Source organism: Streptomyces sp. NPDC047017 (assembly GCF_040644175.1).
Lineage (GTDB): Bacteria > Actinomycetota > Actinomycetes > Streptomycetales > Streptomycetaceae > Streptomyces.
Map to the genome: position 1 here is coordinate 144,324 of NZ_JBEYVW010000013.1, position 25,480 is coordinate 169,803.

At 74.7% G+C, this 25,480-nt stretch carries 19 protein-coding genes; 6 read left to right on the forward strand and 13 right to left on the reverse strand.

Features of this window, described 5'->3' with window-relative positions; translation table 11 throughout:
* Positions 1–63 precede the first annotated feature (63 nt).
* Entirely contained in the window at positions 64–1,125 is a 1,062-nt protein-coding gene (locus ABZ858_RS22305) for an NlpC/P60 family protein (protein WP_361381535.1), read from the forward strand.
* A 40-nt stretch (positions 1,126–1,165) separates the two neighbouring features.
* On the opposite strand, the gene ABZ858_RS22310 is transcribed toward ABZ858_RS22305, so the two are convergent.
* Together ABZ858_RS22310 and ABZ858_RS22315 are read right to left on the reverse strand one after the other, a co-directional pair.
* Positions 1,166–1,891 (reverse strand): response regulator transcription factor, encoded by a 726-nt coding sequence (locus ABZ858_RS22310; RefSeq protein ID WP_361381196.1) that lies wholly within the window; start codon positions 1,889–1,891, stop codon positions 1,166–1,168.
* Positions 1,891–3,180, reverse strand: coding sequence for a PspC domain-containing protein (locus ABZ858_RS22315; RefSeq protein WP_361381199.1), 1,290 nt, complete (start codon positions 3,178–3,180; stop codon positions 1,891–1,893). Before ABZ858_RS22315 ends, ABZ858_RS22310 begins: the two co-directional genes overlap by 1 nt.
* 302 nt (positions 3,181–3,482) lie before the next feature.
* On the opposite strand from ABZ858_RS22315, the gene ABZ858_RS22320 reads away from it, so the two are divergent.
* The gene (locus tag ABZ858_RS22320) at positions 3,483–5,096 is read left to right on the forward strand and encodes a PspC domain-containing protein (RefSeq protein WP_361381202.1); all 1,614 of its coding nucleotides are present in this window, start codon (positions 3,483–3,485) and stop codon (positions 5,094–5,096) included.
* Entirely contained in the window at positions 5,083–5,325 is a 243-nt protein-coding gene (locus ABZ858_RS22325) for a hypothetical protein (protein ID WP_361381205.1), read from the forward strand. Before ABZ858_RS22320 ends, ABZ858_RS22325 begins: the two co-directional genes overlap by 14 nt.
* A gap of 125 nt (positions 5,326–5,450) precedes the next feature.
* On the opposite strand, the gene ABZ858_RS22330 is transcribed toward ABZ858_RS22325, so the two are convergent.
* From ABZ858_RS22330 to ABZ858_RS22340, 3 genes are all read right to left on the reverse strand, one after another.
* Complete coding sequence (locus ABZ858_RS22330; protein WP_361381207.1) at positions 5,451–5,978, reverse strand: DoxX family protein; 528 nt, start codon at positions 5,976–5,978, stop codon at positions 5,451–5,453.
* A 131-nt stretch (positions 5,979–6,109) separates the two neighbouring features.
* On the reverse strand, positions 6,110–7,387 hold the full coding sequence (locus ABZ858_RS22335) for a hypothetical protein (protein WP_361381210.1): 1,278 nt from the start codon (positions 7,385–7,387) through the stop codon (positions 6,110–6,112).
* Between the two features lie 175 nt (positions 7,388–7,562).
* Positions 7,563–8,363, reverse strand: coding sequence for a class II aldolase/adducin family protein (locus tag ABZ858_RS22340; RefSeq protein ID WP_361381213.1), 801 nt, complete (start codon positions 8,361–8,363; stop codon positions 7,563–7,565).
* 201 nt (positions 8,364–8,564) lie between these two features.
* Here ABZ858_RS22340 and ABZ858_RS22345 point away from each other — a divergent pair, with 201 nt between their 5' ends.
* A complete protein-coding gene (locus tag ABZ858_RS22345; RefSeq protein WP_361381216.1) occupies positions 8,565–9,041 on the forward strand; it encodes a pyridoxamine 5'-phosphate oxidase family protein in 477 nt (158 codons plus the stop codon).
* Between the two features lie 36 nt (positions 9,042–9,077).
* Here the strand turns inward: ABZ858_RS22345 and guaA are convergent, their stop codons facing one another.
* Positions 9,078–10,658: a glutamine-hydrolyzing GMP synthase gene (gene guaA, locus ABZ858_RS22350; RefSeq protein WP_361381219.1), complete on the reverse strand. Its 1,581-nt coding sequence runs from the start codon at positions 10,656–10,658 to the stop codon at positions 9,078–9,080.
* A gap of 341 nt (positions 10,659–10,999) precedes the next feature.
* Here guaA and ABZ858_RS22355 point away from each other — a divergent pair, with 341 nt between their 5' ends.
* On the forward strand, positions 11,000–11,302 hold the full coding sequence (locus ABZ858_RS22355) for a chorismate mutase (RefSeq protein WP_361381222.1): 303 nt from the start codon (positions 11,000–11,002) through the stop codon (positions 11,300–11,302).
* A 458-nt stretch (positions 11,303–11,760) separates the two neighbouring features.
* On the opposite strand, the gene ABZ858_RS22360 is transcribed toward ABZ858_RS22355, so the two are convergent.
* A complete protein-coding gene (locus ABZ858_RS22360; RefSeq protein WP_361381225.1) occupies positions 11,761–12,168 on the reverse strand; it encodes a hypothetical protein in 408 nt (135 codons plus the stop codon).
* Between ABZ858_RS22360 and ABZ858_RS22365 the strand changes: the two genes are divergently transcribed.
* A complete protein-coding gene (locus tag ABZ858_RS22365; RefSeq protein WP_361381228.1) occupies positions 12,167–12,838 on the forward strand; it encodes an LAETG motif-containing sortase-dependent surface protein in 672 nt (223 codons plus the stop codon). The genes ABZ858_RS22360 and ABZ858_RS22365 overlap by 2 nt on opposite strands.
* 191 nt (positions 12,839–13,029) lie before the next feature.
* On the opposite strand, the gene ABZ858_RS22370 is transcribed toward ABZ858_RS22365, so the two are convergent.
* The 6 genes from ABZ858_RS22370 to ABZ858_RS22395 all read right to left on the reverse strand — a co-directional run bounded on the left by ABZ858_RS22370 (position 13,030) and on the right by ABZ858_RS22395 (position 25,394).
* Complete coding sequence (locus ABZ858_RS22370) at positions 13,030–14,778, reverse strand: GMC family oxidoreductase (RefSeq protein WP_361381538.1); 1,749 nt, start codon at positions 14,776–14,778, stop codon at positions 13,030–13,032.
* Between the two features lie 189 nt (positions 14,779–14,967).
* On the reverse strand, positions 14,968–16,581 hold the full coding sequence (locus ABZ858_RS22375; RefSeq protein WP_361381231.1) for a succinic semialdehyde dehydrogenase: 1,614 nt from the start codon (positions 16,579–16,581) through the stop codon (positions 14,968–14,970).
* Between the two features lie 147 nt (positions 16,582–16,728).
* The gene (locus tag ABZ858_RS22380) at positions 16,729–18,522 is read right to left on the reverse strand and encodes a serine/threonine-protein kinase (RefSeq protein ID WP_361381234.1); all 1,794 of its coding nucleotides are present in this window, start codon (positions 18,520–18,522) and stop codon (positions 16,729–16,731) included.
* A gap of 74 nt (positions 18,523–18,596) precedes the next feature.
* Positions 18,597–20,318 carry a protein kinase gene (locus tag ABZ858_RS22385; RefSeq protein ID WP_361381237.1) on the reverse strand — a complete coding sequence of 574 codons (1,722 nt, stop codon included), beginning with the start codon at positions 20,316–20,318 and terminating at the stop codon, positions 18,597–18,599.
* A 262-nt stretch (positions 20,319–20,580) separates the two neighbouring features.
* Entirely contained in the window at positions 20,581–22,287 is a 1,707-nt protein-coding gene (locus ABZ858_RS22390) for a serine/threonine-protein kinase (protein WP_361381541.1), read from the reverse strand.
* Positions 22,288–22,430: 143 nt separating this feature from the next.
* A complete protein-coding gene (locus ABZ858_RS22395) occupies positions 22,431–25,394 on the reverse strand; it encodes a protein kinase (RefSeq protein ID WP_361381240.1) in 2,964 nt (987 codons plus the stop codon).
* Between the last annotated feature and the right edge of the window lie 86 nt (positions 25,395–25,480).

Genomic DNA, 25,480 nt, shown 5'->3' on the forward strand with positions numbered 1-25,480 from the left:
GGCAGCCGCGCACCCCCGCCGGAGGGTCCGCCGGCGGCCGGACGAAGGGACGTGACGGTCCACGTGGCCTCGCACCGCAAGCCCCGACATCGCCCGCTCGGCGGCACCACGGCACGCACGGCCGTCACGCTCACCCTGGCCGGTGTGGCGTCGGCGACCGGCTTCGACGGCATCGGGCAGGCCGCGCCGCAGCTGACGCCGGAGCAGGTCGGCGCGCGGGTGGACCAGCTGTACCGGGAGGCGGAGACCGCCACCGAGAAGTACGACGGAGCCAAGGAGAAGGCGGACGCGGCCGGGGAGCGGCTGCGGACGCTGAGCGACGAGGCGGCCCGCAGACAGGACCGGCTCAACACCGCGCGGGACGCGCTGGGCGCCGTCGCCGCGGCGCAGTACCGCTCCGGCGCCATCGATCCCGCGGTGCAGCTGATGCTCTCCTCCGATCCCGCGCGCTACCTCGAAGGAGCCGAGCTGGCGGAACGCGCGGGCGCCCAGCAGGCCGCCGCCGTGTCCGACGTCCGGCAGCAGCTGCGGAAGATCGAGCAGGTACGCACGGCCGCACGCACCGAACTGACGTCACTCGCCGCACAGCAGGCGGAGCTGCGGCGCCAGAAGAAGGCGGTCAACGCCAAACTGGACGAGGCTCGGCGGCTGCTCTCCCGGCTCTCCCCGCGGCAGCGCGCCGCGATCGGCCAGGGCGCGGACTCCGCGCGCGCCTCCCGCGCCGCCACCGGCGGCCGGGACACGCTCGGCGCCCCGGGACCGGCCGCGGCCACCGACTCCCGCGCGGCGGCGGCCGTCGCCTACGCCTACGGGAAGCTCGGCAGCCCCTACGTGTGGGGCGCGACCGGCCCCGACGCCTTCGACTGCTCGGGCCTGGCCCAGGCCGCCTACCGCGCCGCCGGGATCTCCATCCCGCGCACCACCTACGCGCAGATCAACTCCGGCCACCGCGTCTCCCGGTCCGAGCTGCGCCCCGGTGACCTGGTGTTCTTCTACTCCGGGGTCAGCCATGTCGGCATCTACGTCGGCGGCGGCCAGATGATCCACGCCCCGAACCCGTCGGCCCCGGTCCGCCTCGCCCCCGTCGACCAGATGCCGTTCGCGGGGGCGACGCGGATCGTGTGAGGTGAGCGGGGCCGGCCGCGCCGGCGCCGGCCGCGCCCGGTCACACCAGCCGGCGCGCCGTCGCCCAGCGGGTCAGCTCGTGGCGGTTGGACAGCTGGAGCTTGCGCAGGACCGCCGAGACATGGGACTCGACCGTCTTCACCGAGATGAAGAGCTGCTTGGCGATCTCCTTGTAGGCGTAGCCGCGGGCGATGAGCCTGAGCACCTCGCGCTCGCGCTGGGTGAGACGGTCGAGGTCCTCGTCGACCGGCGGGGCGTCGGTGGAGGCGAAGGCGTCCAGGACGAACCCGGCCAGGCGCGGCGAGAACACCGCGTCGCCCTCCTGGACGCGGAAGATCGAGTCGATGAGGTCGGCGCCGGTGATCGTCTTGGTCACGTACCCGCGCGCCCCGCCGCGGATCACCCCGATCACGTCCTCCGCCGCGTCCGAGACGGACAGCGCGAGGAAGCGCACCGGCCGCTCGGCGTCGGTCATCAGGGCCGCGCACCGCCGGAGCACCTCGACTCCGCCGCCCCCGGGGAGGTGGACGTCGAGGAGGACCACCTCCGGGCGGGTCGCGGTGATGACCGTGACCGCCTGGTCGACGTCCGGGGCCTCGCCGACGACCTCCACACCGGTCTGCTCGGTCCGCCCTATCTCCGCCTGGACCCCCGTACGGAACATGCGGTGGTCGTCGACGAGGACCACGCGCACGTGCCGCCCGTTCGCGGCCCCCGCCGCCTGTGCCGCTTCCGCCGTGCCGTTCGCCTCGGTCGGGTCGCTCATCACGTGTTCTCCGCCCTCTCCATCTCCAGCTCGACCTCCGTGCCGCCGTCCGGCACGGCGCGCAGCCGGGCCGTGCCGCCGTAGCGCTCCATGCGGCCGATGATCGATTCTCTGACGCCCATCCGGTCGTCGGGTATCGCGTCGAGGTCGAAGCCCGGCCCGCGGTCCCGGACGGACACGAAGACCGCCTTGCCCTCGACCTCGGCGTACACCTGCACGGGGCCGCCGTCGCCACCGTACTTGGCGGCGTTCACCATGGCTTCCCTCGCGGCCTGCAGCTGTGCGCCGATCCGCTCGTCGAGCGGGCAGTCCCCGACCACGACCACCTCTATGGGGACGCCGTGCTTGTCCTCGACCTCGGCGGCGTGGCGCTTGACCGCCTCGGCGAGGGTGGCCGGCTCGTCCTCCTCGTCCTTGCCGTTGCCCTCCGGCTTGTAGAGCCAGGCGCGCAGGTCGCGCTCCTGGGCGCGGGCCAGGCGGCGCACCTCGCCCGCGTTCTCCGCGTTGCGCTGGATCAGGGTCAGGGTGTGCAGCACCGAGTCGTGGACGTGGGCCGCGACCTCGGCGCGCTCCTGGGCGCGGATGCGCATCAGGCGTTCCTCGGACAGGTCCTGGGTCATCCGCACCAGATACGGGCCCGCCAGCAGCGTGATCCCGACGAGGACGGCGAGGCCCGCCTGGAGGACCGAACCGAGGTGGGCGGCGGACCCCTGGAGGACGAAGATGGCCGACACACCGGCCGTGACCAGCAGGACGCCGGCGCCTGCGCGCAGCAGCGTGAGCGTACGGCGACGGCGGCCGACCTCGACCCAGCGGGCCCGGCGGGCGTTGTCCGCCTGCCGCCAGACCAGGGCGACGCCCGCGGCGACGAGGACGGCCGGCAGCAGGTACGCCTTGGCGCCGCCGCCCAGGTTCACACTGCCGACGAAGACCGACGCGACGACCACCATCAGGAGCAGGGCGACGAGCTGGCCCTTGTCCGGTCTGCGGGCGACGATCCGGCGGCGGCCGTCCGGCGAGGTCTCGGTGGCGACGAGCGACGGCGGTTTCTGCCCGCCGACCCCGCCGACCCCGAGGGGCACGAAGAACCAGAAGGCCGCGTACAGCAGCGCGCCGAGGCCGTCGGCCAGGAACAGACCGGCGAAGACGAGCCGCACCCAGATCACGGGCAGCCCGAGATGCCCGGCGAGGCCCCGCGCCACCCCGCCGAGCCAGCGTCCGTCGCTGCTGCGGTAGAGCTTGCGCGGCGGCCGCGGGTCGTCGAGGGGCAGTGCTGCGGCTTCCGGCATGCCAATGATGGTCACATGCCCTCCGGAGCGGGGCATCAGGGTCCGCCCCGGAGACTCCCCTGATCTTCGGGGGAAGCCCTGGAAAGAGGCGGCGCACGGGACCGAAGAGCGCCGCCCCCGGGCTCCGGACGGGTCGGGCTGAGGGCCCCGGGCGGGTCCGCGTCCCCGCCGCCCCGGGCTCGGCGGCGGGGACGCTCCGGGGTCCGTCGAACGCATCCCCGGACCGGGGTCAGGGGCGAATCAGGGTTCTGCCAGGGTCGCCCCGGCTGCCATCGCGGCGGTGCGCCCGTCACCATGGACGCATGACACATCACCAGCACGCCGCGACGGGCCCGGAGCCCGGTCACGGCTCCCGCCCGGTGCCGGGCGCGGAGCCGCCGGACCCCGCGCCCGGCCCGGGTGCGGGTGAGGAACCGCGGGCGCACGAGCGGACGAGCGCGGGCGGCGACGGGACCGGAGAGGCGAAGGTGGCGGGGACAGCGGAGGCGACCGGCCGGACGGAGGCGGAGACGGGGCCGGGGCCGGGGACGGGGCCGGGGACGAGAGCGGAGACCGACGCGGGTTCCGCGACCGGTGCGGCGGGTGCGGCCGGTGCAGGCACCGGTGCGGCAGGGGCCGCGGCTGCCGGAGGCCCGGAAGCCGCCGGGAGCGGCACGGCGGGATTCCGGCGGGACCGGCGGCACAAGCTGATCGCCGGGGTCTGCTCGGGGCTGGGCCGGCAGTGCGACATGGACCCGGTGATCTTCCGGGTCACCCTGGCCGTGCTGGCCGCGACCGGCGGCATAGGCCTCATCTTCTACGGCTTCGCCTGGCTCTTCGTGGCCTGCGACGACGAGGACGAGAACGAGGTGCGCAAGCTCCTCACCGGCCGGGTGGACGGCCAGGCGCTGGCCGCGGTGCTGTTCGCGCTGGTCGGCTGCGGTGTGTTCCTGTCGATGCTGACCAACGGCAGCGTGCTGACCTTCGCCGTCGTCCTGTCCCTGCTCCTCGCGGGCGCCGGGTACTGGTCGCGGCACCGGGGCGCGCCCGACCCCGACCCCCTGGCGGCCCAGGCCGCCGCCGACGCCCCGCCGGAGGCCAAGGCGCCCCCGGTCGCGGCCTCCTATCCGTCCTGGTGGCGCGACCCGATCGTCAAGGACGGCACCCACGTCGGCGGCACGGGCTATCTGTGGGGCCCGCAGGACTCCCGTGACCGGGACATCGCGGCGGCCGTCAACATCAGCCTGGGCCGCCACGGCAACGAGGAGGCGCGAGCCCCGCGCACGGAGCCGCCCCGGCCGCGCGGCCCGCGCTGGATCGGCGGCTGGGTGTTCCTGCTCGCCCTGCTGGCCGGCGGCCTGGGCTCGGGGCTGACCTGGGACGGCCACGCGCTCGGCATCAGCCTGCAGACCGGCCTCGCCTGCGCGCTGGGCGTCTTCGGGCTCGGCATAGCGGTGAGCGCGTTCCTGGGGCGGACGGGTGCGGGCTCGGTGCTCCTGGCGATCATCACGGCGGGTCTGCTCGCCGCGTCGTCGGCGCTCCCCCAGGACATCGGCACCCGCTGGACGCACACGACGTGGCAGCCGGCCGCGACGGCGGACGTCCGCGGGACGTACGACCTCGGGACCGGTGAGGGCGTCCTCGACCTGACCCGAATACGCCTCGGCACGGACCAGACGGTGTCCGCGCGGGCGCAGGTCGGGGTGGGACGGCTGCGGGTGATCGTGCCGCCGGGGGTGACCGTGCGGGCCACGATCGACGTGGGCGTCGGCGACATCCAGTTGCCGGGCGACGGCTCGCAGGACGTGGACGTGGCCCCGGACCGGCACCAGCGGGTGACGCTGCCGCCGGCCGCGGACACCAAGGGCACCGGGACCGTCGATCTCGATCTGCACGTCGGTGCGGGACAGGTGGAGGTGAGCCGTGCTGCGTCATGAGTTCCGGCCCGGGAAGCTGGTGGCCGGTGCCTGCCTCGTCGGAGCGGCCGTCGTCTACGGCGGAGACGCGGGCGGCCTCTGGCAGGCACCGTGGTTCGCGGCCGTCCCGCTGGTGCTGGGCGGCCTGTGCCTGGCGGGCGCGGTGGCGGCGGCCGACCGGGCCGTACGCCGCCGCCGGGCGGCCCGCCGTGGCGGCCCCGCCGAGCCCCGCACGAACGGCACGGCCTGACACCCGGGCCCCGAATCCCGTGAGCCGGGGGCCGATGCCCGGGCGGGACCGAGCCCAACGAGCCCGTGCGGTCGGGGCCCGAGTCCTACGAGCCCGTGCGGCCGGGGCCCTGGGGTGTGCGTCCGCTAGCGGTAGCTGCCCAGCCGCCGGCGCCGGGTGCGCAGGAGGGAGTCCAGGGAGAGCAAGGGGGTGCCGGCGAGGACGAGGGGGAGCCAGGCCATCAGGTAGGCGAGGTCGTTGCCGTAGTAGTAGGGGGTGGTGGCCCAGCTGACCGTCAGCCACAGACTGAGGGAGATCAGCGCGCCGCCCAGCGCGGCCAGGCGGCCGAAGAGACCGAGCAGGACGCCGATGCCGACGGCGAGTTCACCGAGGGCGATGGCATAGCCGAAGCCGACCGGGTTCTTCAGGGCCAGGTCGACGAGGGCGGGGATGGCGGAGGAGCCACGGACCGCGCGCATGGTGTCACCGAGCGATCCGGGACCGGCGGCCTTCATGAAGGCGCTGTCGGTGAGCTTGTCCAGGCCGGCGTAGACGAAGGTGACGCCGAGGAAGACCCGCAGCGGGAGGAGGGAGTAGCGGGCGGCGGTGTCCCGCCAGGTGCCGCGCCGGTCCAGGTACGAGGTCTGTGTGCCCGTACGAAGGCCATGAGTCATCGCTGTCAGCCGCCTCTCTCACCTCTCACCGCGCTGCGCCCTCACCAGACGATACGCAGAGAAGGAAGGAGCCACTCAACCACACCGGGCCGTTTTTCTGACTTTCGTACGGATTGGAGCCCGGTTGGCCCTCACTCCATCACCTCGATCGCGTACCGGTTGGTCTCGACGCCCGCCGCGGTCACCAGCTGCACCTCGACCCGGCCCGGTTCCACGTCGGCCGGGACCGGCACGGTCAGCGCCGCGTCCGTGGGGTTGCTGAAACCGCCGGTGACGGGCACCAGCGGGACGTGGACGTGGACCGCGCCGATGCGGACCACCATCCGGGCCAGCCGGTCGGCGCCCTGCGCGCCCGCGGGGACGAACCCGGCCCCGCGGATCTCGATGTCGTCGCCGGTGCGGATCGGCGCGTCTAGGTCGCCGGCCTCCCGGGCCCGGACCACCGAGAGGATCACCGGTCGCCCGCCCTCCGCGTACTTGCCGGCCAGGTAGGTCGCGGCGGACACGAGCATCAGTACCGCCAGCCCCCACGGCAGATCGGGCAGCTGGTCGGGGCGCCGGGCCAGCCGGACCGCCGCGAAGACCAGCGCGACGGCGCCGAGCACGACGTACTGGATGTCCGCGAAGGCGCCCCGGCCCGCGTCGTCGGTCAGCAGGTCGGCCGCGCGCGGCCGGTCCGCGCGTACCTTCTGCAGCCGCTGGCCCAGGACCCGCAGCCCGACCACCCGCCGCACCAGCACGGCGATCGCGCACACCACCGCGAGCACGGTGACCACACCGGCGCCGCGGGCCAGGCCCAGCCCGGAGATCAGGGCATCGCGCTCCGCGTGGTCCGAGGCCGCCGCGAGCCGGGCCACCAGCACCAGCACCGCGTACACCACGAACAGCACCCACGCCGCGGCCACCGCACGGGAGGTGGACAGCCTGTTGTCCTCGCCGATGACCGGGGCCAGCGCGCCGCCGCGCGCCCGGTGGAACCAGGAGGCGGCCGTCAGCACACCGGCCACGGCCACCGCGGCCAGCAGGCCCGCCGTCCGCGCGGCGCTCCAGCCCGCGCCGATCGCCGTCAGCGCCTGCACCAGGAGGAGTACGACCACCGCGGCGCAGGCCCCGTACGCCGTCCGGCGCCACAGCCGGGTCAGCCAGGCCCCGCCCTCGGCGCGGCGGCGTTCGGCGACGAGTTCCGCGGACTGGGTCAGTTCCTCCGAGACCCACTGCCGGGAGGCGGACACCGAGTGGGCCACGGCCGGCGGCAGCCCCTGCCCGGCGGCGAACTCGTCCCGTTTGAGGAGGAATTCGGCCACGGCCCGCCGGTGCCCCGTACGCGCCCCCTGCGGACAGTCCCCGCAGGCGCAGCCGCCCGTGTGGCCGCCCGTTCCCGTGCCGTCTCTCGCTTCCTGCACCGCCACGCCCGACGCCCGCCTTCCCCGGAACCCGCGGCAGTCCCGCGGACAACACCCCTACGCCGACTGCGCATTGTGCCCTACCCGGCCCCGTCCGCGTCCGCTCGTTCTGGTCAGGGCGGGTGAAGGCGCGGACACCGTGTTGACGCGGGGCAGGCGGGGCGAGGGCGGGAAGGGACGGCTAGCCGAGGAGATCGGGTTCGGTGCGGCTGATGTCCTGCCACAGGGGCTGGTAGTTGATCCACGCCACCAGATCGGTGCCGAGCTGTTCGCGGGTGGACACGGCCGCCTTGTGGTCGATCAGGACGGGACGGCCGGCGGCGCGGGCGGTCAGCTGCACCTGGGCGGAGCGTTCCATGGACAGGAACCACCAGGCGGCGGCGTCCACCGAGTCGCCGACCGTCAGCAGCCCGTGGTTGCGCAGCACCAGCGCCTTGTGCGAGTCCAGCGCGGCCGCGATCCGGCGGCCCTCCGCCGCGTCGACGACGACACCGGTGTAGGCGTCGTAGAGGGTGTGGTCCTCGTAGAAGGCGCAGCTCTCCTGGGTGAGGGGGTCCAGCAGGTCGCCGAGGGCGGCCAGGGCCCGGCCGTGCACGGAGTGGCAGTGCGCGACGGCGACCACGTCCGGGCGGGCGGCGTGGACCTGGGCGTGCACGGTGAACGCCGCCTGGTTGACGTGGTAGCGGCCCTCGACGACCTGCCCGTCCTGGTTGGCGAGGACGAGGTCGTTCACGGTGACGTGCCGGAACGGCAGCCCGAAGGGGTTGACCCAGAAGCAGTCGGAGAACTCGGGGTCGCGGGCGGTGATGTGCCCCGAGACGCCGTCCTCGAAGCCGTGGCGGCCGAAGATCCGCAGCGCGCCCGCGAGCCGTTCCTTGCGGTGCCGGCGTTCGTCCTCGACCGAATCGTGCATGGGCGGCAGGGCGAACCGCAGCTTGTCGGTGGGCAGGGGCGGGGGCGGAACGGGGCCGCGGCCGTGCATGGGTCCTCCGGCGGTCGATCGGTGTACGGGCGGAACGTACCGGCCCACGGCCGGGAAGGGCAGCACGGGTGCGTGAAGATGCCGCGCACCCGGCACCCAGCAGCCAGCAGCCGACCCGGCCGCGCCCGGCCGCGCCGGACAAGGCCGGACCTTCCTCATACCCGACAAAAGATGTCCGGTATCCGCGTCAGACTCACCGGCATGGCGACAACGAACTGGGCGGCTTTCGCCGCGACCGAACCCGAACTGGCCGGCCTCGCGGAGGAACGCTTCGGTGCCTTCCCGCACCACGTCCTGGTCACCCTGCGCAAGGACGGTTCGCCCCGCACCAGCGGCATGGAGGTGCGGTTCCTGCACGGGGAGCTGTGGTTCGGCATGATGCCGGACTCGCTCAAGGCGCGGGACCTGCGGCGCGACGGGCGGTTCGTGCTCCAGTCGAACCCGGGCCCGGACACCTCGATGAGCGGCGGGGACGTACGGGTCGGCGGCCGGGCCGTCGAGGTGACGGACCCGCGGGCGAAGGGCGCGTACGTGAAAGAGGTGGAACCGCCGCAGCCGTTCCACCTCTTCCGCACCGAGCTGACGGAGGTCGTGCGGACCTGCGTCGAGGACGACACGTGTCTGGTCGTCCAGGTCTTCAAGCCGGGAGAGCCGGTGCGCACTCTCCGGCGGACCTGACCGGCGGGACGGCTCCCGCCGGTCGGGGCGGCGGGACTACTCCCACTCGATGGTGCCCGGGGGCTTGGAGGTGACGTCGAGGACGACCCGGTTGACGTCGCGCACCTCGTTGGTGATCCGGGTGGAGATCCGCGCGAGCACCTCGTACGGCAGGCGCGACCAGTCGGCGGTCATCGCGTCCTCGCTGGAGACCGGGCGCAGCACGATCGGATGGCCGTAGGTGCGGCCGTCGCCCTGGACGCCGACGCTGCGGACGTCCGCGAGCAGGACCACCGGGCACTGCCAGATCTCCCGGTCCAGACCGGCCGCGGTCAGCTCCTCGCGGGCGATGGCGTCGGCGTCGCGGAGCAGGTCGAGCCGCTCCTTGGTGACCTCGCCGACGATCCGGATGCCGAGGCCGGGACCCGGGAAGGGCTGGCGCTGGACGATCTCCTCCGGCAGGCCCAGCTCCTGGCCGACCATCCGGACCTCGTCCTTGAAGAGCTTGCGCAGCGGCTCGATCAGCCGGAACTCCAGGTCCTCGGGCAGGCCGCCGACGTTGTGGTGCGACTTGATGTTCGCGGTGCCGGTGCCGCCGCCGGACTCGACGACGTCCGGGTAGAGCGTGCCCTGCACCAGGAACTCCACGGCCGGGCCCGCGTCCGCGATGATCTCCACCTGGGCCTGCTCGAAGACCCGGATGAACTCGCGGCCGATGATCTTCCGCTTCTCCTCGGGGTCCGAGACGCCCTTGAGCGCGTCCAGGAAGCGCTGCTCGGCGTCGACGACCTTGAGCTGGACGCCGGTGGCGGCCACGAAGTCCTTCTCGACCTGCTCGGTCTCGCCCTTGCGCATCAGGCCGTGGTCGACGTAGACGCAGGTCAGCTGGGAGCCGATGGCCTTCTGGACGAGGGCGGCGGCGACCGCGGAGTCCACGCCGCCGGACAGGCCGCAGATGGCCCGCTTGTCGCCGACCAGCTCGCGGATGGCGGCGACCTGCTCGTCGATGACGTTGCCGGTGGTCCAGTCGGGCGTGAGGCCGGCGCCGCGGTACAGGAAGTGCTCCAGTACCTGCTGGCCGTGCGTGGAGTGCATCACCTCGGGGTGGTACTGGACGCCGTAGAGCTTCTTCTCGTCGTTCTCGAAGGCGGCGACCGGGACGACGTCCGTGGAGGCCGTGACGGTGAAGCCCTCGGGCGCGGCGGAGCAGGCGTCGCCGTGCGACATCCACACGGCCTGCTCGGCCGGGGTGCCCTCGAAGAGGGTGGAGGAGGGCTTGGAGACGACGAGGTCCGTACGGCCGTACTCGCGCGCGCCGGTGTTGTCCACCGTGCCGCCGAGCACCTCGGCCATCAGCTGGAAGCCGTAGCACATGCCGAAGACGGGGACGCCGGCCTCGAAGAGCTCGCGGTCCAGGCGGGGGGCGCCCTCTTCGTACACCGAGGAGGGGCCGCCGGAGAGAATGATCGCCGCCGGGTTCTTGGCGAGCATCTCCGCCACCGGCATGGTGCTCGGCACGATCTCGCTGTAGACCCGCGCCTCGCGGACGCGGCGGGCGATGAGCTGGGCGTACTGCGCGCCGAAGTCGACGACCAGGACGGTGTCGGGGGCGGCGGCAGCGGGAGACGCTGATGACACGGGGTGCCTTCCGGCGGTGGGGCGGGGGCTGTGTACCACCGATTCTAACGGGGCGGGCGCGGGTGGCGTCCCGGCAGCCGGAGCGGGTGCGGGGCGGGCCCGTGTCTCACCATCCGGGCCGCGTTGGCCGCCGGCCGCCACCGGGGCATACTGGAGACATGCTCACGCACCAGACCTTCGTCTTTACCTATGGCATCCGGCCCGCCGGCTGCCATGGTCGTGCTGCTTGAGCAACTGACAAGCGACTTCCCAGGCGCCCCGGGCCGACAAGGCCCGGGGCGTCTGGCGTTTCCCGGTCTCGTCGTCCGAGGGCGCCGCACCCACCCGTGAGGAGCCCTGACATGACCGTCACCGCAGCAGAGAAGACCGACGCGGAGCAGACCGGCGCGCGCACCGACGAGGCCGCGCGCGTGATCGCGGACGCCCGGGCCCGCATCGACGCGCTCGACGACCGGATCATCGGGCTGGTCCAGGAACGGATGGCGGTCTCGGCCGTCGTCCAGGAGGCGAGGATCGGCTCGGGCGGCCGGCGGGTGAGCCTCTCGCGCGAGATGGAGATCCTCGGCCACTTCCGGGACGTGCTCGGCAGGCCGGGCACGGCCCTGGCGATGACCCTGCTCGAACTGTGCCGGGGCAAGGTCTGAGACGCCCTCCCGTGCCTATGTGCCTCACCCGTATTCCACCCGTGTCTCACCCGTCCGGCGCGTGACCGTCGCGGGTGCGGCGTCGTTGGAACCGGTGTCCGTGCCAGCCAGGGGCGGCTCGAAGGAAAACACGCGTGACTCTCTGGGGCGATGAGACGTGCGGATCGTGCCGCGCGTCGTGGGACCTCGCTCCAGGGAAGTGACCGGACGGCAGGGGACAGCAGCCCGGTCACCCAGGAAACGGCCGGCTCCGGGGACGCCCGGAGCCGGCCGTTCGTGCTTCCCGGGCCGCCGCGCGCACCGCCGTGAGCGGCGGACGGCGCGGTCCACCGTGGTCCGGTGATGTGGTGCAGGTCATATAAGGATCTCGTGAAGATCCCGCAACCCTTCACAGGTTTCTCTTGTCACACCATCAGAAACCAGGGCCACACCCGCACCCCCATGACGCGGGCCCCGCCTCACCTCCGTACCGCGTCCTCGCGGTACGCCGGACCACACGAGGTCTTCATGAAGCTTCGCCGTGCCATGGCGGCTGCCGCCGCGACGGCAGCGATAGCCCCGCTGGCGCTGTTGTCGGCTCCGTCGGCCTTCGCCGAGGAGACGCCCGGCAGCCCGACGTCCGCCTCGGCGCCCGCGACCGGCCCCGAGGCCACGCCCTCGGCCGGCGCGTCGGAGTCGACGCCCGGCGCCGGCACGTCCGCGTCCGCTCCGTCCACCGGTACGACAGGGACGCCCGGGACCACCGCGTCCACCGGCGCCGCCGCCTCCCCCTCGTCCTCGGCGACCTCGCCCGCCGCGTCACCGAGCCACCCTGCCGAGCCCTCCGCCGAGCCGACACCCTGCGTCGCGGACGACTCCGACGACATGGTCGACCCCGACTCCCAGCTGACGATCTCGGTCTCGGGCCTGCCCGGCAGGATCGTCGCGGGCAGCGGCTGGCACAACTTCAAGCTCACCGCGGCCAACCACAGCGACCGGTCCCTCGGCCAGGTCCACTGGCTCGCCCTCATCGACGACGAGTCGTCGGACGAGGAGGACGGGCCGGGCGACTACGCGCTGCTGGAGTACTTCAACCCCACCACCAAGAAGTGGGAGTCCCTCGCGGACCAGATCGGCGACGGCGTCTACTTCGGCGAGACGCCGCTCGGCCCGAAGCAGACGGTCGACATCGCGCTGCGCGTCGACATCACCGCCAAGGCCGCCGCGGGCACCGCCTTCAGCGTGGGCCTGGGCGGCTATGTCGACCAGGACAAGAACTGCGTCCACAACGCGTTCGGCTACTGGGCCTTCACGGTCCTCAAGCCCGGCAGCTCCAACGGCGACCCGGGTCAGGCCAAGCCCGGCAGCGGTCACCGGCCCGCCGGCGGCAAGCAGCCGCAGGGCGGCGTCGCGGAGATCCCGGCCACCGGCCGCCTCGCCGAGACCGGCTCCAGCTCCATGGTGCCCACCATCGGCATCGTGGGCGGTGTCGCCGTCGTCGTCGGCGCGGGCGCGCTGTTCGCCGTGCGCCGCCGCAGGAGCGGCGCGGACGCGTAACACGAACCACCGCACAGGACCCCGCGCGGCAGCGCCGGGCGGGGTCCGCCCACGGGAGAAGGACCTGCACCAGGAGGGGGGCGCAGGTCCTTCTTCCGTACCTACGGCCCTACGGCCTTCCCGGCGTACGGCCTCCCCCACGCGGGCACGCGGACACGCGGGCTTCCCGTACGTACGGCCGCGCGGTGCGGTCACTTCTTCGGCGGGACCGCCGGTACGCCGAGGAACGGCAGCCGCAGCGCGCCGAACGCGTCCGCCGGGACCACCGGATCGCGGGGCTCGACCGGCTTGAGGCGTTCGTAGGCGGCGCCCTGCGCCGGGCGCGGGTCGGCCTCGCCCTTGTTGGGCCAGTACGACATCGCCCGCTCGGCCTGCGCGGTGATGGTCAGGGACGGGTTGACGCCCAGGTTCGCGGAGACGGCCGCGCCGTCCACGACGGAGATGCCGGGATGGCCGTACAGGCGGTGGTACGGGTCGATGACACCCGTCTGCGGTGAGTCCCCGATCGGGCAGCCGCCCAGGAAGTGCGCGGTGAGCGGGGTGCCCATCAGCTCGCCCACGTTGGAACCGGCGAACCCGTTGATCTCGGCGGCCAGCGCGGAGGCGCCCTCGGTGGCGGCCCTGATCTGCCTGGGGTTGGGCGAGCCGTGGCCCTGGCGGGCGGTGAGCAGGCCCTTGCCGACGCCGTCCGGTTTCAGGTACGTCGTCAGGGAGTTGTCCAGCGACTGCATCACCAGGCCGATGATCGAGCGCTCCGACCAGCGGCGGTTGGACAGCGACCGCAGTACGAGCAGGGGATGGCGGGCGGCGTTCGCCAGCCAGGCCGCGGCCCTGGAGCCGCCCTCGGTGTAGGGGACCTGGAGGATCGACAGGCTGCCCATCGAGTTGGAGCCCTTGCCGTAGCGGACCGGCTCGATGTGGGTGTTCTCGTCGGGGTGCACGGAGGATGTGATGGCGACGCCGCGGGTGAAGTCGGGCCTGGTCTGCCCGGTCGCCGCGCGGTAGCGCCGGTTGTCGGTCTGGGCGCCCACCAGCGCCTCGGAGTTGGTGCGGGTCAGCTCACCGAGCCGGGGCGAGAGGTAGGGCAGCTGGCGGCCCGCCTTCATGCGGTGCAGCAGGGTCTGGGTGCCGTAGGTGCCGGCGGCCAGGACCACCCGCCGGGCGGTGAGGATGCGGCCGGCGCTCTTCTTCTTGTCGTGCGTGGGGAGCGTGGCGACGGCGTAACCGCCCCGGGAGTCGTCCGTGACGGAGACGACCGTGGTCATCGGGTGGACCACCGCGCCCGCCTTCTGCGCGAGGTGGAGGTAGTTCTCGTTCAGCGTGTTCTTCGCGCCGTGCCGGCAGCCCGTCATGCACTCGCCGCACTCGGTGCAGGCCCTGCGGTCCGGTCCGGCGCCGCCGAAGTAGGGGTCGGCGGCCCGCTGCCCCGGCTTCGCCCGGGCCGTGCCGCCGGCGTCCTCGCCGTCCCCGAAGAACACGCCGACCGGCGCCATGTGGAAGGTGTCACCGACGCCCATGCGCTGCGCGGCCGCCCTCAGGTGCACGTCGGAGGGGGTCATCGTCGGGTTGAGCCGGACGCCGAGCATGCGCTTGGCCTGGTCGTAGTAGGGGGCCAGCTCCTCCTGCCAGTCGGTGATGTGCCGCCACTGGGGATCGTCGAAGAAGGGCTTGGGCGGTACGTAGAGGGTGTTGGCGTAGTTGAGGGAGCCGCCGCCGACCCCGGCGCCGGCCAGCACCATGACGTTGCCCAGCAGATGGATGCGCTGGATGCCGTACATGCCGAGCTTCGGGGCCCACAGGTAGTTCTTCAGGTCCCAGGAGTTCTTCGGCAGGGACTGGCGGGTGAAGCGGCGGCCCGCCTCCAGGACACCGACGCGGTAGCCCTTCTCGGTCAGGCGCAGCGCGGTGACCGAGCCACCGAAGCCGGAGCCGACGACGATGACGTCATAGTCGTACGCCGTGTCGTCACCGTGGGCCGTGCCGTCGCCGTACGCCGTGCTGCCGTCGCCGTTGTTCGCCGTACCGTCCTGCCCGCGGGCGGAGTTCTCCTGCGACACGTGCTCTCCTCGTCGAGAACGGGGGTGGTCTGGGGCCTGCTGCGTGGTCTGGGGCCTGTCGCGGGACCGGTCCTAACGGAACCCGAGGGCCTTCAGCGCCTTCAGGCTCCGGCTCATGAACGCCGCGTACTGCTCGTCGTCCATGCCGAGCGAGGGGGCCATGGGCAGCAGTCGCTGGTGGGCGATGGTCTGGGCCTCGGTGTACTTGAGGATGCCCTCGGAGCCGTGCCGGCGGCCGAGCCCGGAGTCCTTCATGCCGCCCATCGGGGACTGGACGCTGCCGTAGGCGGGCGCGTAGCCCTCGTTGAGGTTGACCGTGCCGGTGCGCAGCCGGGCGGCGACCGCGCGGCCGCGCCGGGTGTCCTTGGTCCACACGGACGAGTTCAGGCCGTACGGCGTGGCGTTGGCGCGCTCCACCGCCTCGTCGTCGGAGCCGAAGCGGTAGACGGAGACGACCGGGCCGAAGGTCTCCTCCGTGCACACGGACATGGGGGCCTCGACGCCGTCGAGGATGGTCGGTTCGAAGAAGTACGGCCCGATGTCCGGGCGGGCGACGCCGCCGGCCACCAGCGTGGCGCCCTTGGCGACGGCCTCCTCGACATGCCGGGTGACGGTCTCCAGCTGGCGTTCCCCGACCAGCGAGCCCATGTCGGCGCCGTAGGCGAGGGAGGTGCCGAGCCGCATGGCCCTGGTGCGGGCGGCGAACCGCTCCAGGAAGGCGTCCGCGACCGCCTCGTGGACGTACAGCCGTTCGATGGAGATGCACAGCTGGCCGGCGGAGGAGAAGCAGGCGCGGACCGCGCCGGCCGCCGCCTTCTCGATGTCGGCGTCCTCCAGGACCAGCATGGCGTTCTTGCCGCCGAGTTCGAGGGAGACGCCGACCAGGCGGGCGGCGGCGCCCTGGGCGACCTCGCGGCCGGTGCGGGTGGAGCCGGTGAAGGAGACGTAGTCGGCGTGCTGGACGACCGCCGGACCGACCACCGGGCCCTCACCGATGACCACCTGGAACACCTCGGCGGGCAGCCCGGCCTCGATGAGCAGGTCGCGCGCCCACAGCGCGGTCAGGCAGGTCTCGGTGTCGGGCTTCATGACGACCGCGTTGCCCGCGGCGAAGGCGGGCAGCGCGTCACCGACCGACAGCTCCAGCGGGTAGTTCCAGGGCGCGATCTGGCCGACGACACCGCGCGGGTGGCGCAGTTCGGTGACCTTGGTCAGGGCCGGGATGGCGCCGGTGTGCCGCTTGGGCCGCAGGTACGCGGCGGCCCGGCGGCCGTAGTGCCGGGCGGCGACGGCGACCGCCTGCACCTCCTCGTGCGCGTGCAGGCGGGCCTTGCCGGTCTCCAGCTGGATCAGGTCGAGGACCTCGGCCTGGCGGGCGAGCACCAGGTCGTGGAAGCGCAGCAGGACGGCGGCGCGCTGCCGTACCGGGGTGCGCTCCCAGACGGGCTGGGCGGCGCGGGCGCGGTCGAAGGCGAGCGCCACGTCCTCGGGGGTGGACTCGGGCAGGTCCGCGAGCTTCCCGCCGGTGAACGGCGTGTGGTTGGCGGTCCGGCCGGACCCGGTGACCCCCTTGAGGAGCCGGGCGACCAGCTCGGGGGTCACCACGTCGGCGGCGGTGCGGGCGCCCGCCGGAGCGGGGGCCAGGGGGTTGGTGCCGGTCTGGGCCGGGGCCTGCGCGTCCGTCATGCAGCGCAGCGTATGACGTGGCCGAAGGTTTGTGTACCCGTCGGTAACGGTGTTTCACCGGGCGCCCGCACGGCGCCAGCGATCACTGGCAACGAATGCGCTGATCAGGGCGTTGTCCATGCCGTGGCGGGCGTACCCGGCGACCGGTCAGAACGTGTCGACGGCCAGGTTCGCGATCGCCGTCCGCGCCACCTCGCGCCCGCGCCCGGTGAAGTCGCCCTTGCCGGGATAGCCGACCGTGAGCTTGTACAGGTCGCCGCCGGTGGTCCGGTAGTAGAAGATCCGCACTTCGCGCGGGCGGGGGTGCTGTCTGTCGTCGGTGGTGTAGACGACCGTGTTCCCGGCGGCCTTGCGGCCGTGGAACGTCGCGCTGTCGTCGGGGTCGGTGCGCGGGCCCGAGGGCATGTCGAGCCCGTAGTCGCCGTGCTGCTTGAACCCGGTGTCGTCCTGGTACATCCCGGCCGCCGCCGAGTCCGCGATCTGGTGGCCGGTGTCCTGCGCCTTCCGGTCGAGCGACAGGGTGATCCAGACGCTGCCGCTGTAGTCGGTGTAGGTGACCCAGTGGCCCTTGTCGGTCTTCCGGTCGGGCAGGGTGCGCTGGTAGTCGCCGGGCACGGCGAGCGTCGCGGCCACGTCCCCCTCGTGGTGGGTCACCCAGCCGCCCGGCAGCGGCCCCGCGGACGGGTGCGCGATCAGGACGTACGCCGTCACCGCGCCCGCCACGGCCGCCGCGCCGAGCCCGAGCCGCACCCCGCGGCCCGGGCGGCGCCGGGGCCGTACGGCCTCGGGGGCCCGGTCCGCCCGCGTGGGCACCGGCACGGGCGGGGCCGCCGCCGCCTGGAGCAGGGCGCGGACCGCGGGGGCCGCCGGGCGGTGCGCGGGGTCCTTGTGCAGCAGGCCGCCGACGGCCTCGGCGAGCGGGCCGGACGCGGCGGCGGGCGGCGCCGGGGCGGCGTTGAGGACCGACTGGAGGGTGGCCGGGGTGTTGCTGCGGCGGAAGGGCGAGACGCCCTCCGTGGCCGCGTACAGGACCACACCGAGGGACCACAGGTCACTGGCCGGTCCGGGCCGCCGGCCCAGCACCCGTTCCGGCGCGATGTACTCCGGGGAGCCGACGAAGCCGCCGGTGTCGGTCAGGCTGGTCTCGCCCTCGGTCCGGGCGATGCCGAAGTCGGTGAGGACGATCCGGCCGTGCCGGCCGAGCAGGATGTTGTCCGGCTTGACGTCCCGGTGCAGGACGCCCGCGGCGTGCGCGGCCTCCAGCGCGCCGAGCACCTCGAGTCCGGTCCGGGCCGCCTCGCGCGCGTCCAGCGTGCCCTCCTGGAGCGCCTCGCCGAGCGAGCGGCCGTGCACCAGCTCCATCACGATCCACGGCTGCCCGTCGACGACGGCCACGTCATGGACGGTGACGACGGCCGGGTGGTCGAGCCGGGCCGCGGCGCGGGCCTCGCGGCGCATCCGCTCGAAGGCGTTGGCGCGTTCCCGTTCGGGCAGGTGGTCGGGGACGCGGGGCTCCTTGACCGCGACCTCGCGGTCCACCGTCTCGTCCTTGGCCCGCCACACCGTGCCCATGCCGCCGTGCCCCAGCTTGGCCAGCAGCCGGTAGCGCCCGGCGATCAGCCGCCCGGCACCGGGCTCCTGCGGCGGGGCGGCGGCGGGGCCGGGGGGCGCCGGCGGGGCCGCGGACCCGGCCGGGGGCGTGGGCGGGACCGGCGTGGCGTACGGGTTGTGCGGGTGGGGCACCGGCACCCGCGTGCCCGGCACCCGCGTGCCCGGCACCGGCGCGTCCGGCACCGGCGCGTCCGGCGGCCCCGCGTCCGCCGATCGCGCGTGCGGCGGTCTCAGCACGAAACTCGTCGGCTCCCCGTCCCTGTTCCCGCCCCCGCTCCCGTTCCCGTTCCCGTCACGAACTCCGTCGCGGGCTCCCCCGTTGTCGCTCATGGTCCACCCATACCGCGACCACCGCGGGCGCCTCCACTCGGGGGCCGGGCAGTCACAGACCCGTGACGTACGGCTCACGCCGGGGTGAACGTGTCCACCGCCACGTCGAAGTACTCCTTGGCCTCGCGCACCTTGCCGACCGGCGCCGACACCCACACGTCGTACATCCGCCCGTCCTGCTCCCAGCACAGGTCGTAGGTGTGCCGCGCGCCCTCGGCGGCGCTGAAGCCGTTCCAGGTGAACTGCCACAGGGCGGCCGGGTGTCCGGCGTGCGCGGCGGTGGTCACCTGCCCGTCGTGGTAGCCGGGATTGGTGTCCGGTCCGGCCGCGTCCGCGCGGCGCAGCACGGCGACCGGGCCGCCGGGCTCCGGGGCCGCGGCCTTGACGCCCAGCCGGAAGGTCTCCCCGGGGGAGACGTAGAAGGTCCGTGCGCCCTGGGTGGTGCGGGTGAAGCCGTCCGGCACGGCCAGCGAGAAACCGGCCGGGTCCTGGGCCAGCCGGTAGCCGGAGGGCGCGCTGGGCGCGACGGCCGGGGCCTGCGCGGACCGGGTACGGGCCGCCGTGCCCGACAGCGGGGAGGAGGGCCGCGCGGACCCGGTCGGCCCGGCGCCCGGGGCCGGGGAGGTGGTGCCCGGGGCCGACGAGCCGGCACCCGGGGTGCTCGCGGTGCTGCTGGGCCGGGGCGAGTCCGTCGGCGTACCCCCGCCGTGCCCGCCGCCGTGCAGCAGCAGGACCGCCGCGGAGACGCCCGCCCCGGCCACCGCGGCGGCCAGCAGCGCCGCGACCAGCACGCCCCGCGGCGACAGCCGGCTCGGCACCAGGGCGCCGCCCGGCCCGCCGGCCGGGACCCGCGGGACCGCCGAGGGGTCCATCGGCGAGACGGGCACCGGCCCCGGCGCCGCCGGCGGGACGCGGGGCACACTGCGCTGCGTCGGCGTGTACCGGGCCGCGGACGGCGGCGTACGCCCCGACTCCAGGAAGGCCAGCAGCATCCGCTCGGCCTCCACCGCCCTCAGCCGCCGCTCCGGATCGCGCTCCAGCAACCCCCGCACGACGGGCAGGATCGGCCCGGCCTCGACGGGCGGCCGGATCTCGTCGACGACGACCGCGTGCAGGATGCCCCCCAGCGAGTCGCGCCGGAAGAACGACTCGCCGCTGAGCGCCGTGCACAGCAGCGCGCCCAGCGACCACAGGTCGGCCTGCGGTCCGCTGCGGGAGCCCGACATGCGCTCGGGCGCGGTGTACTCGGGCGAGCCGACGAAGGACCCGGTCTCGGTGAGGGTGGGGGCGCCGGAGACCTGGGCGATGCCGAAGTCGGTGAGGACGACCCGCTCGGTGCCGGACTCCAGCAGGACGTTGGCCGGTTTGATGTCGCGGTGCAGCACCCCGGAGGCGTGCGCGGCGTCCAGCGCGCTCAGCAGCGCGATCCCGATCCGGGCCGCCTCGCCGGCGTCCACCGGCCCGCGCGCGGCGATCCGGTCGGCGAGGGAGCCGCCGTCGATCAGCTCCATGACGATGTACGGGCGTTCGTCCTGCTCCACGATGTCGTGGACGACGATGATGTGCGGATGCCGCAGCTGGGCGACGGCCCGGGCCTCCCGCAGCGTGCGGTCGCGCTGCTGCCGGGCCTCCTCGGCCGACAGCGTCTCGTCGAACGGGAGTTCCTTCACCGCGACCCGGCGGCCGAGCAGCAGGTCGGTCGCCCGCCACACGATGCCCATTCCCCCGCGCCCGATCCGCGCCTCCAGGCGGTAACGGCCCGCGATCACACGGAAGTCGTCCCCCTCGATCCCCATACGCCCCATCATGCCGTATCGGACGCCCTTCCTCCGGGGCGCCGACCGGCCAAGCAGGGGGCCTGATCAGGCCGTGGCCCGGCGGGCCGTGGCCCGGCGGGCCGTGGCCCGGCGGAGGGAAGCGGGCGGGTGCGGGGGTGGGGCGGGAGGGCAGTGCGAGCCGGGGGGCAGTGCGAGCCGGGGGGCAGTGCGAGCCGGGGGAGGAAGTGCGAGCCGGGGGGGGAAGCAGTGCGAGCCGGAGGGTCAGGGCGGGCCGGGAGGGTCAGGGCGAGCCGGGCCGCCAGCTCTGCAGGACCGTCTTGAACTGCTTGCGCGTCGTCTCCCAGTCCGCCGACGGCGAGGACATGTAGATCGCGTACTCGACGCCGTCCCGGGAGAAGTACGTCTCCTCGATGGCGTGCCGCGGCCCCGGGAACGGCGTGTCCTTGGCCATCGCCGTCCAGGTGTACTCCCACAGGGAACCCGGGCGGTCGCGGAAGGTGTTGGCCTGCAAGGTCAGCCGCCGGTAGCCCACCAGCCGCAGCAACTGCTGCTCCAGGTCGAGCTGGTGGTCGTGCGCGGCGGGGAACTGCGGCGAGTCGGTGACGGCGACGCGGATGAAGGTCTTCCCGCCGTCCGGGGAGTAGTCGACCTGATGGAGCGCCTTGTCGGACACCTCCCGCCGCCAGCCGCCGCCGGGCACCGCGACACTGAAGCCGTACGGGTCCTTGATCCGCTTCCAGCCCGCCGGGAGGCTGCTCGCCGAACCGTCCTTCTCGGTCTGCGACGGGCTCGGCGCGGCGGACGCCGACGCCGACACCGGCGGTGCCGACGTCGGCGAGGTGCCGGCGCCCGGGGAACCGCCCGTGTCCCACTGGCGCAGCACCACCGCGGTGCCCCCGCCGACGACCGCGGCGAGGACCACCACGAGGGCGATGTTGCGCAGCCGGCGCCTCCTGGACGGCGCGGCACCGCCACCGCCGGCGTGCGCGGGCCCGACGGCCGTCTGCGCGGTCACCGGCCGGTACGGCGCGGCGGCCGGGCCGCCGGGCAGCGCGTGGGCGGCGGTGGCACCCCGCTGGGCGGGGACCGTGCGGCCGGTGCCGGGCTGCCGGACGGTCTGCTCGCCGCCGTCCGCCCGCTGCGCGGTCGCGTACGCCCCGGTGTCGCTCGGCACCAGGCCCTGCGCGGCCTCCGCGAGCATCCGCTCGGCGGCCACCGGGTCCGGCCGCGCGGCCGGGTCCTTGCGCAGCAGCGCGGTGATGACGGGGGCGAGCGGACCGGCGTGCTGTGTCTCGCGGAGTTCCTCGTCGACGACCGCTTGCATCGTTGTCAACGGAGAGGTGCGGCGGAACGGCGACAGGCCCTCGGCGGCCGTGTACAGCGTGGCGCCCAGCGCCCACAGGTCGGACGCCGGGCCCGGGTCGTGGCCGCGCACCCGCTCCGGGGCCAGGTAGTCGACCGAGCCGACGACCTCCCCGGTCCGGGTGATGGTGGTGTCGCCCTCGATCTGCGCTATGCCGAAGTCGGTGAGCAGCACCCGGCCGTCGTTGCCGAGCAGGACGTTGCCGGGCTTGACGTCGCGGTGCAGCACCCCGGCGGCGTGCGCGGCGCACAGGGCGCGCAGCACCCACAGGCCGATCCGGGCGGCCTCGGTCGGCTCCAGGCGGCCGCGCTCCTTGACGGCGTCCGCCAGCGACTGGCCCTCGACCAGCTCCATCACGATCCACGGGCGGCCGTCGTGCTCCAGCACGTCGTGCACGGTGACGACGGCGGAGTGGTTGATCCGCGCGGCCGCGCGCGCCTCCGCCCGGGTGCGGGCGAGGAGCACCGCCTGGTCGCTCTCGGAGACGTAGAGCGCGGCGGTCAACTCCTTGATGGCGACGGCCCGGTGCAGCACCTCGTCGTGCGCGCGCCAGACCCGGCCCATGCCGCCGCTGCCGATGGAGTCGGCGAGCCGGTAGCGGCCCGCGAGCAGCTGGCCCTGCATCTGATTCACGTTTCCCCGCAATGTTCTTGACTGGGCCAGCGTAAGGACCGGCCTCGCGGCTGGGAACCAGCGGGGTGCCAAGAAACCGCACTGTGACAGTTGTCGCTTCCCACTACTTCCGGGAATTTCCCCGAACTTGCGGCTCAGCCGGTGTATTGGTACGTGGCCGACGCCTGCTCGTACACCCGGCTCACCTCGTCGCGCTGGGCGTCGGGACCCCGCACCTGCACCACGTGGTAGCGGCCGCCCAGCAGGACGGCGAGGTTGCGCACGAAGAGCTGCTGCCCGTCCGGGCCGGTCCAGGTGAACTGCCCCTCCGCCATGGTCCGCCCGCCCACCTGGGTGGTCCGCAGCCCCGAGGAGGTGGCCCAGCTGGAGTCGCGGTAGCCCTGCAGTTCGCTCTCCTTCTCCCGCTGATAGACCATCGGGTCGCTGCCGAACCGGTCCGCGCCGTCCCGGCCGGGCACCACGATCAGCTGGAAGCCGCCGTGGGAGTAGACCACCTCGCCGTGGTCGTTCTTCGGCGCGCCGCTCCAGCCTGCGGGCACCGCGATCCGGAACCCGGCGGCGTCCTTGCGCAGCGTGAAACCGCCGGGCAGCCCGGCCCCGGTGGTCTGCGTCTGGGCCGAACCGGAGGACTGCGAGGGGCTGTCGTCCGTACCCGGACCTGACCCCGTGCCCTGCTCCCCGCCGCCCGGGGACTGTTCGCCGCCCGTCCCGCCGGCGGCCGTCGTCCGGTCGCCGCGCGGCGCCTGACCGGCCCCCTCCTCACCGGACTTCGGCAGGAACAGCATCGCGTACGCGACCGCCGCCGCCAGCAGGACCAGCACCAGCAGGAGCAGGAGGCGCCCCAGGCCGCGCGGTGAACGCTCCGCCTCCCGGGCCCGCTTGTGCCGCCCGTGGTGGGCGGGGAGCCCGGCGCGCCGCCTGCGCACCAGCTCGCCCCGGCGCCGGACGATCGGCAGCCGGGCCGGGTCGGCGGGCGGCGCGGCCACGACGTCGGCCCCCGCCTCCGGTTCGGGCGCGGAGCGCACCAGCGAGCGCAGCCAGCCGCCCAGTTCCTCGAAGTCCAGCCGCTCGGTCGCGTCCTGCCGCAGCAGCGACTCCACCACCGGGCGCAGCGGGCCGCACTCCTCCGCGAAGGCGGGCGGCTCGGCGCACACCATCTGCACCAGCTCGGCGGTCGAGTCCTCCGGGTAGGGCGCGTGGCCCTGTACGGCCCGGAAGAGCAGCGCGCCCAGTGCCCACAGGTCGGTCGCGGGGCCGATCGGCGCGGCCAGCTGCCAGTTCTCGTGCACGGGCCCGGCCTGCTCCGGCGCCCAGCGCTCGGTCACCGGCCCCACCACGGTCATCCGCGCCTGCCGCGCCCGCTCGGCGGCCAGCGCGGTACCGGACCCCGGCCGCGGCCGCACGGGCACACCGGCGACGGGGTCGCCCCAGGGGGCGGCGGCCGGAGCAGCCGGGACGGCCGGGGATGCCGGGGGGAGGGCGGCGCGGTTCGAGGGGGCGGGGGGGGCGGCTTGGGCGGGATGGGCGGGGGCGGGAAGACCGGGGGGCCCGGCCGGGCCACCGAGGGTGCGCGGACCGCTGGGGATGCCCTGACCCGCAGGACCGGCAGGACCAGCAGGACCCGCAGGGCCACCGGGCGTGCCCGGACCAGCAGGACCGCCGGGAGTGCCCGGTCCAGGAGCGACGCCCGGGCGGCTGGCCCCGGTTGCCCCGGTCGCCCCGCCGGTCCCAGTGGCCGCCCTGCCCTCGTCACCGGCGCCGGCCGCACCGCTCCCGGCGCCCGTGGCGGGCGCGCCGCCGGTTCCCGGGTCCGGTGCGGCGCTGTTCCAGGGAGCGGCGCCGACGCCGTAGGGGTCGGCGATCCGGCCCGGCGGCGTGCCCCGGTTCTCGCCCTCGGCGGGCGGCCGGGCACCGGGCAGCGCGGGCCGCGCGCTCTGCTGCGCCTCCTGCACCCGGGCCGCCGCCCGCGCGCCCGCGCGATACGCGGCGATCGCTCCGGCGCGCGCCGCCCGGACGTCCCCACCGCTCTCCGGCGTACGCCGTACGAGCGCGCCCGCGCCGCCACCCGGGTCGCCGCCGGGCGGCGGCAGCGCACCGGCCGCCCGCGCCTCGATCGCGGCCCGCCGCGCGGCCTCGGGATCGGCCCCCGCCTCACCCACGGCCGGCGCGGCTCGTTCGACCCCTGCGGCTCCCGCGTCTCCGCGACCGCCACCGCCGTACGGACCCGCCTCGCCGCCGTACGGACCCGCCTGCGCGTACGGACCTCGCCCGCCGTACGCCCCCGGACCGCCACGGCTCCCCGCCGCCCCGGAGGGCCCCTCCTCGAAGCCGCCCCCGCCGCCCTCGAAGCCGCCCCCGCCGCCCTGGAAGCCGCCCCGGGCGCCCCCCTGGGCACCCCCTCCGGTGTCCTCGCCCTCCTCGCCGCCCTCGCCGTCCGGCGCCGGTACCGGGTCGTAGCCGCACAGCGCCTCCTCCGCCGCGCCGACCGCGAGGCCGGTCAGCATCACGCGGCCGTCGTCGCAGACGAGGACCGTGCGGGCGGTGATGTTGCGGTGCACCCAGCCGTGCCCGTGCAGCACCCGGAGCGCCATGAGGAGGTCGGAGGCGACCTCGGCCGCCCGGTACGGCGTCAGCGGGCTCTCCGCCAGCAGGGCCGCCAGCGGACGGGCGGCGACCAGTTCGCTGGCGACCCACAGCGAGCCGCCCTCGGTGAACACGTCGAAGACCTGGTCGAGCCGCGGATGGTCGGGTATCCGCGCCGCGGCCTGCGCGGCCTCGACCGCCCGGCGCACCGCGGGATCGGCGGGCCGCCGCGTCGCCCCGGCGGCCGCGCGGGCGCCGCGCGCCGGGGACGTGCCGCGTCCGGTGCGCGGCCCGGGCCCGCGGAAGCCGCCCTCCCGGGCGGTGAACCCCTCGGGCAGCCCGTCCGCGTCCAGCACCTCGGCCTCGACCACCTCGGGCAACGGCACCTGGCGCAGCAGCACTTCCTGGCCGCTGTAGGTGTCGAAGGCCCGGGTCTCGGTGAGTTCGTACTCCTCGGAGGGGGGCAGCGGCAGGCGGTAGCGGTCGGCGAGAACCCGGCCCGCGTAGTCGTCCACGTTGCCTCCCCCGGCCGACGGTCGGTCACTTCCGTTCGCTGCACGGCCCGTTCCCGACGCTCACGGTCCGCGACCACTCACGATAC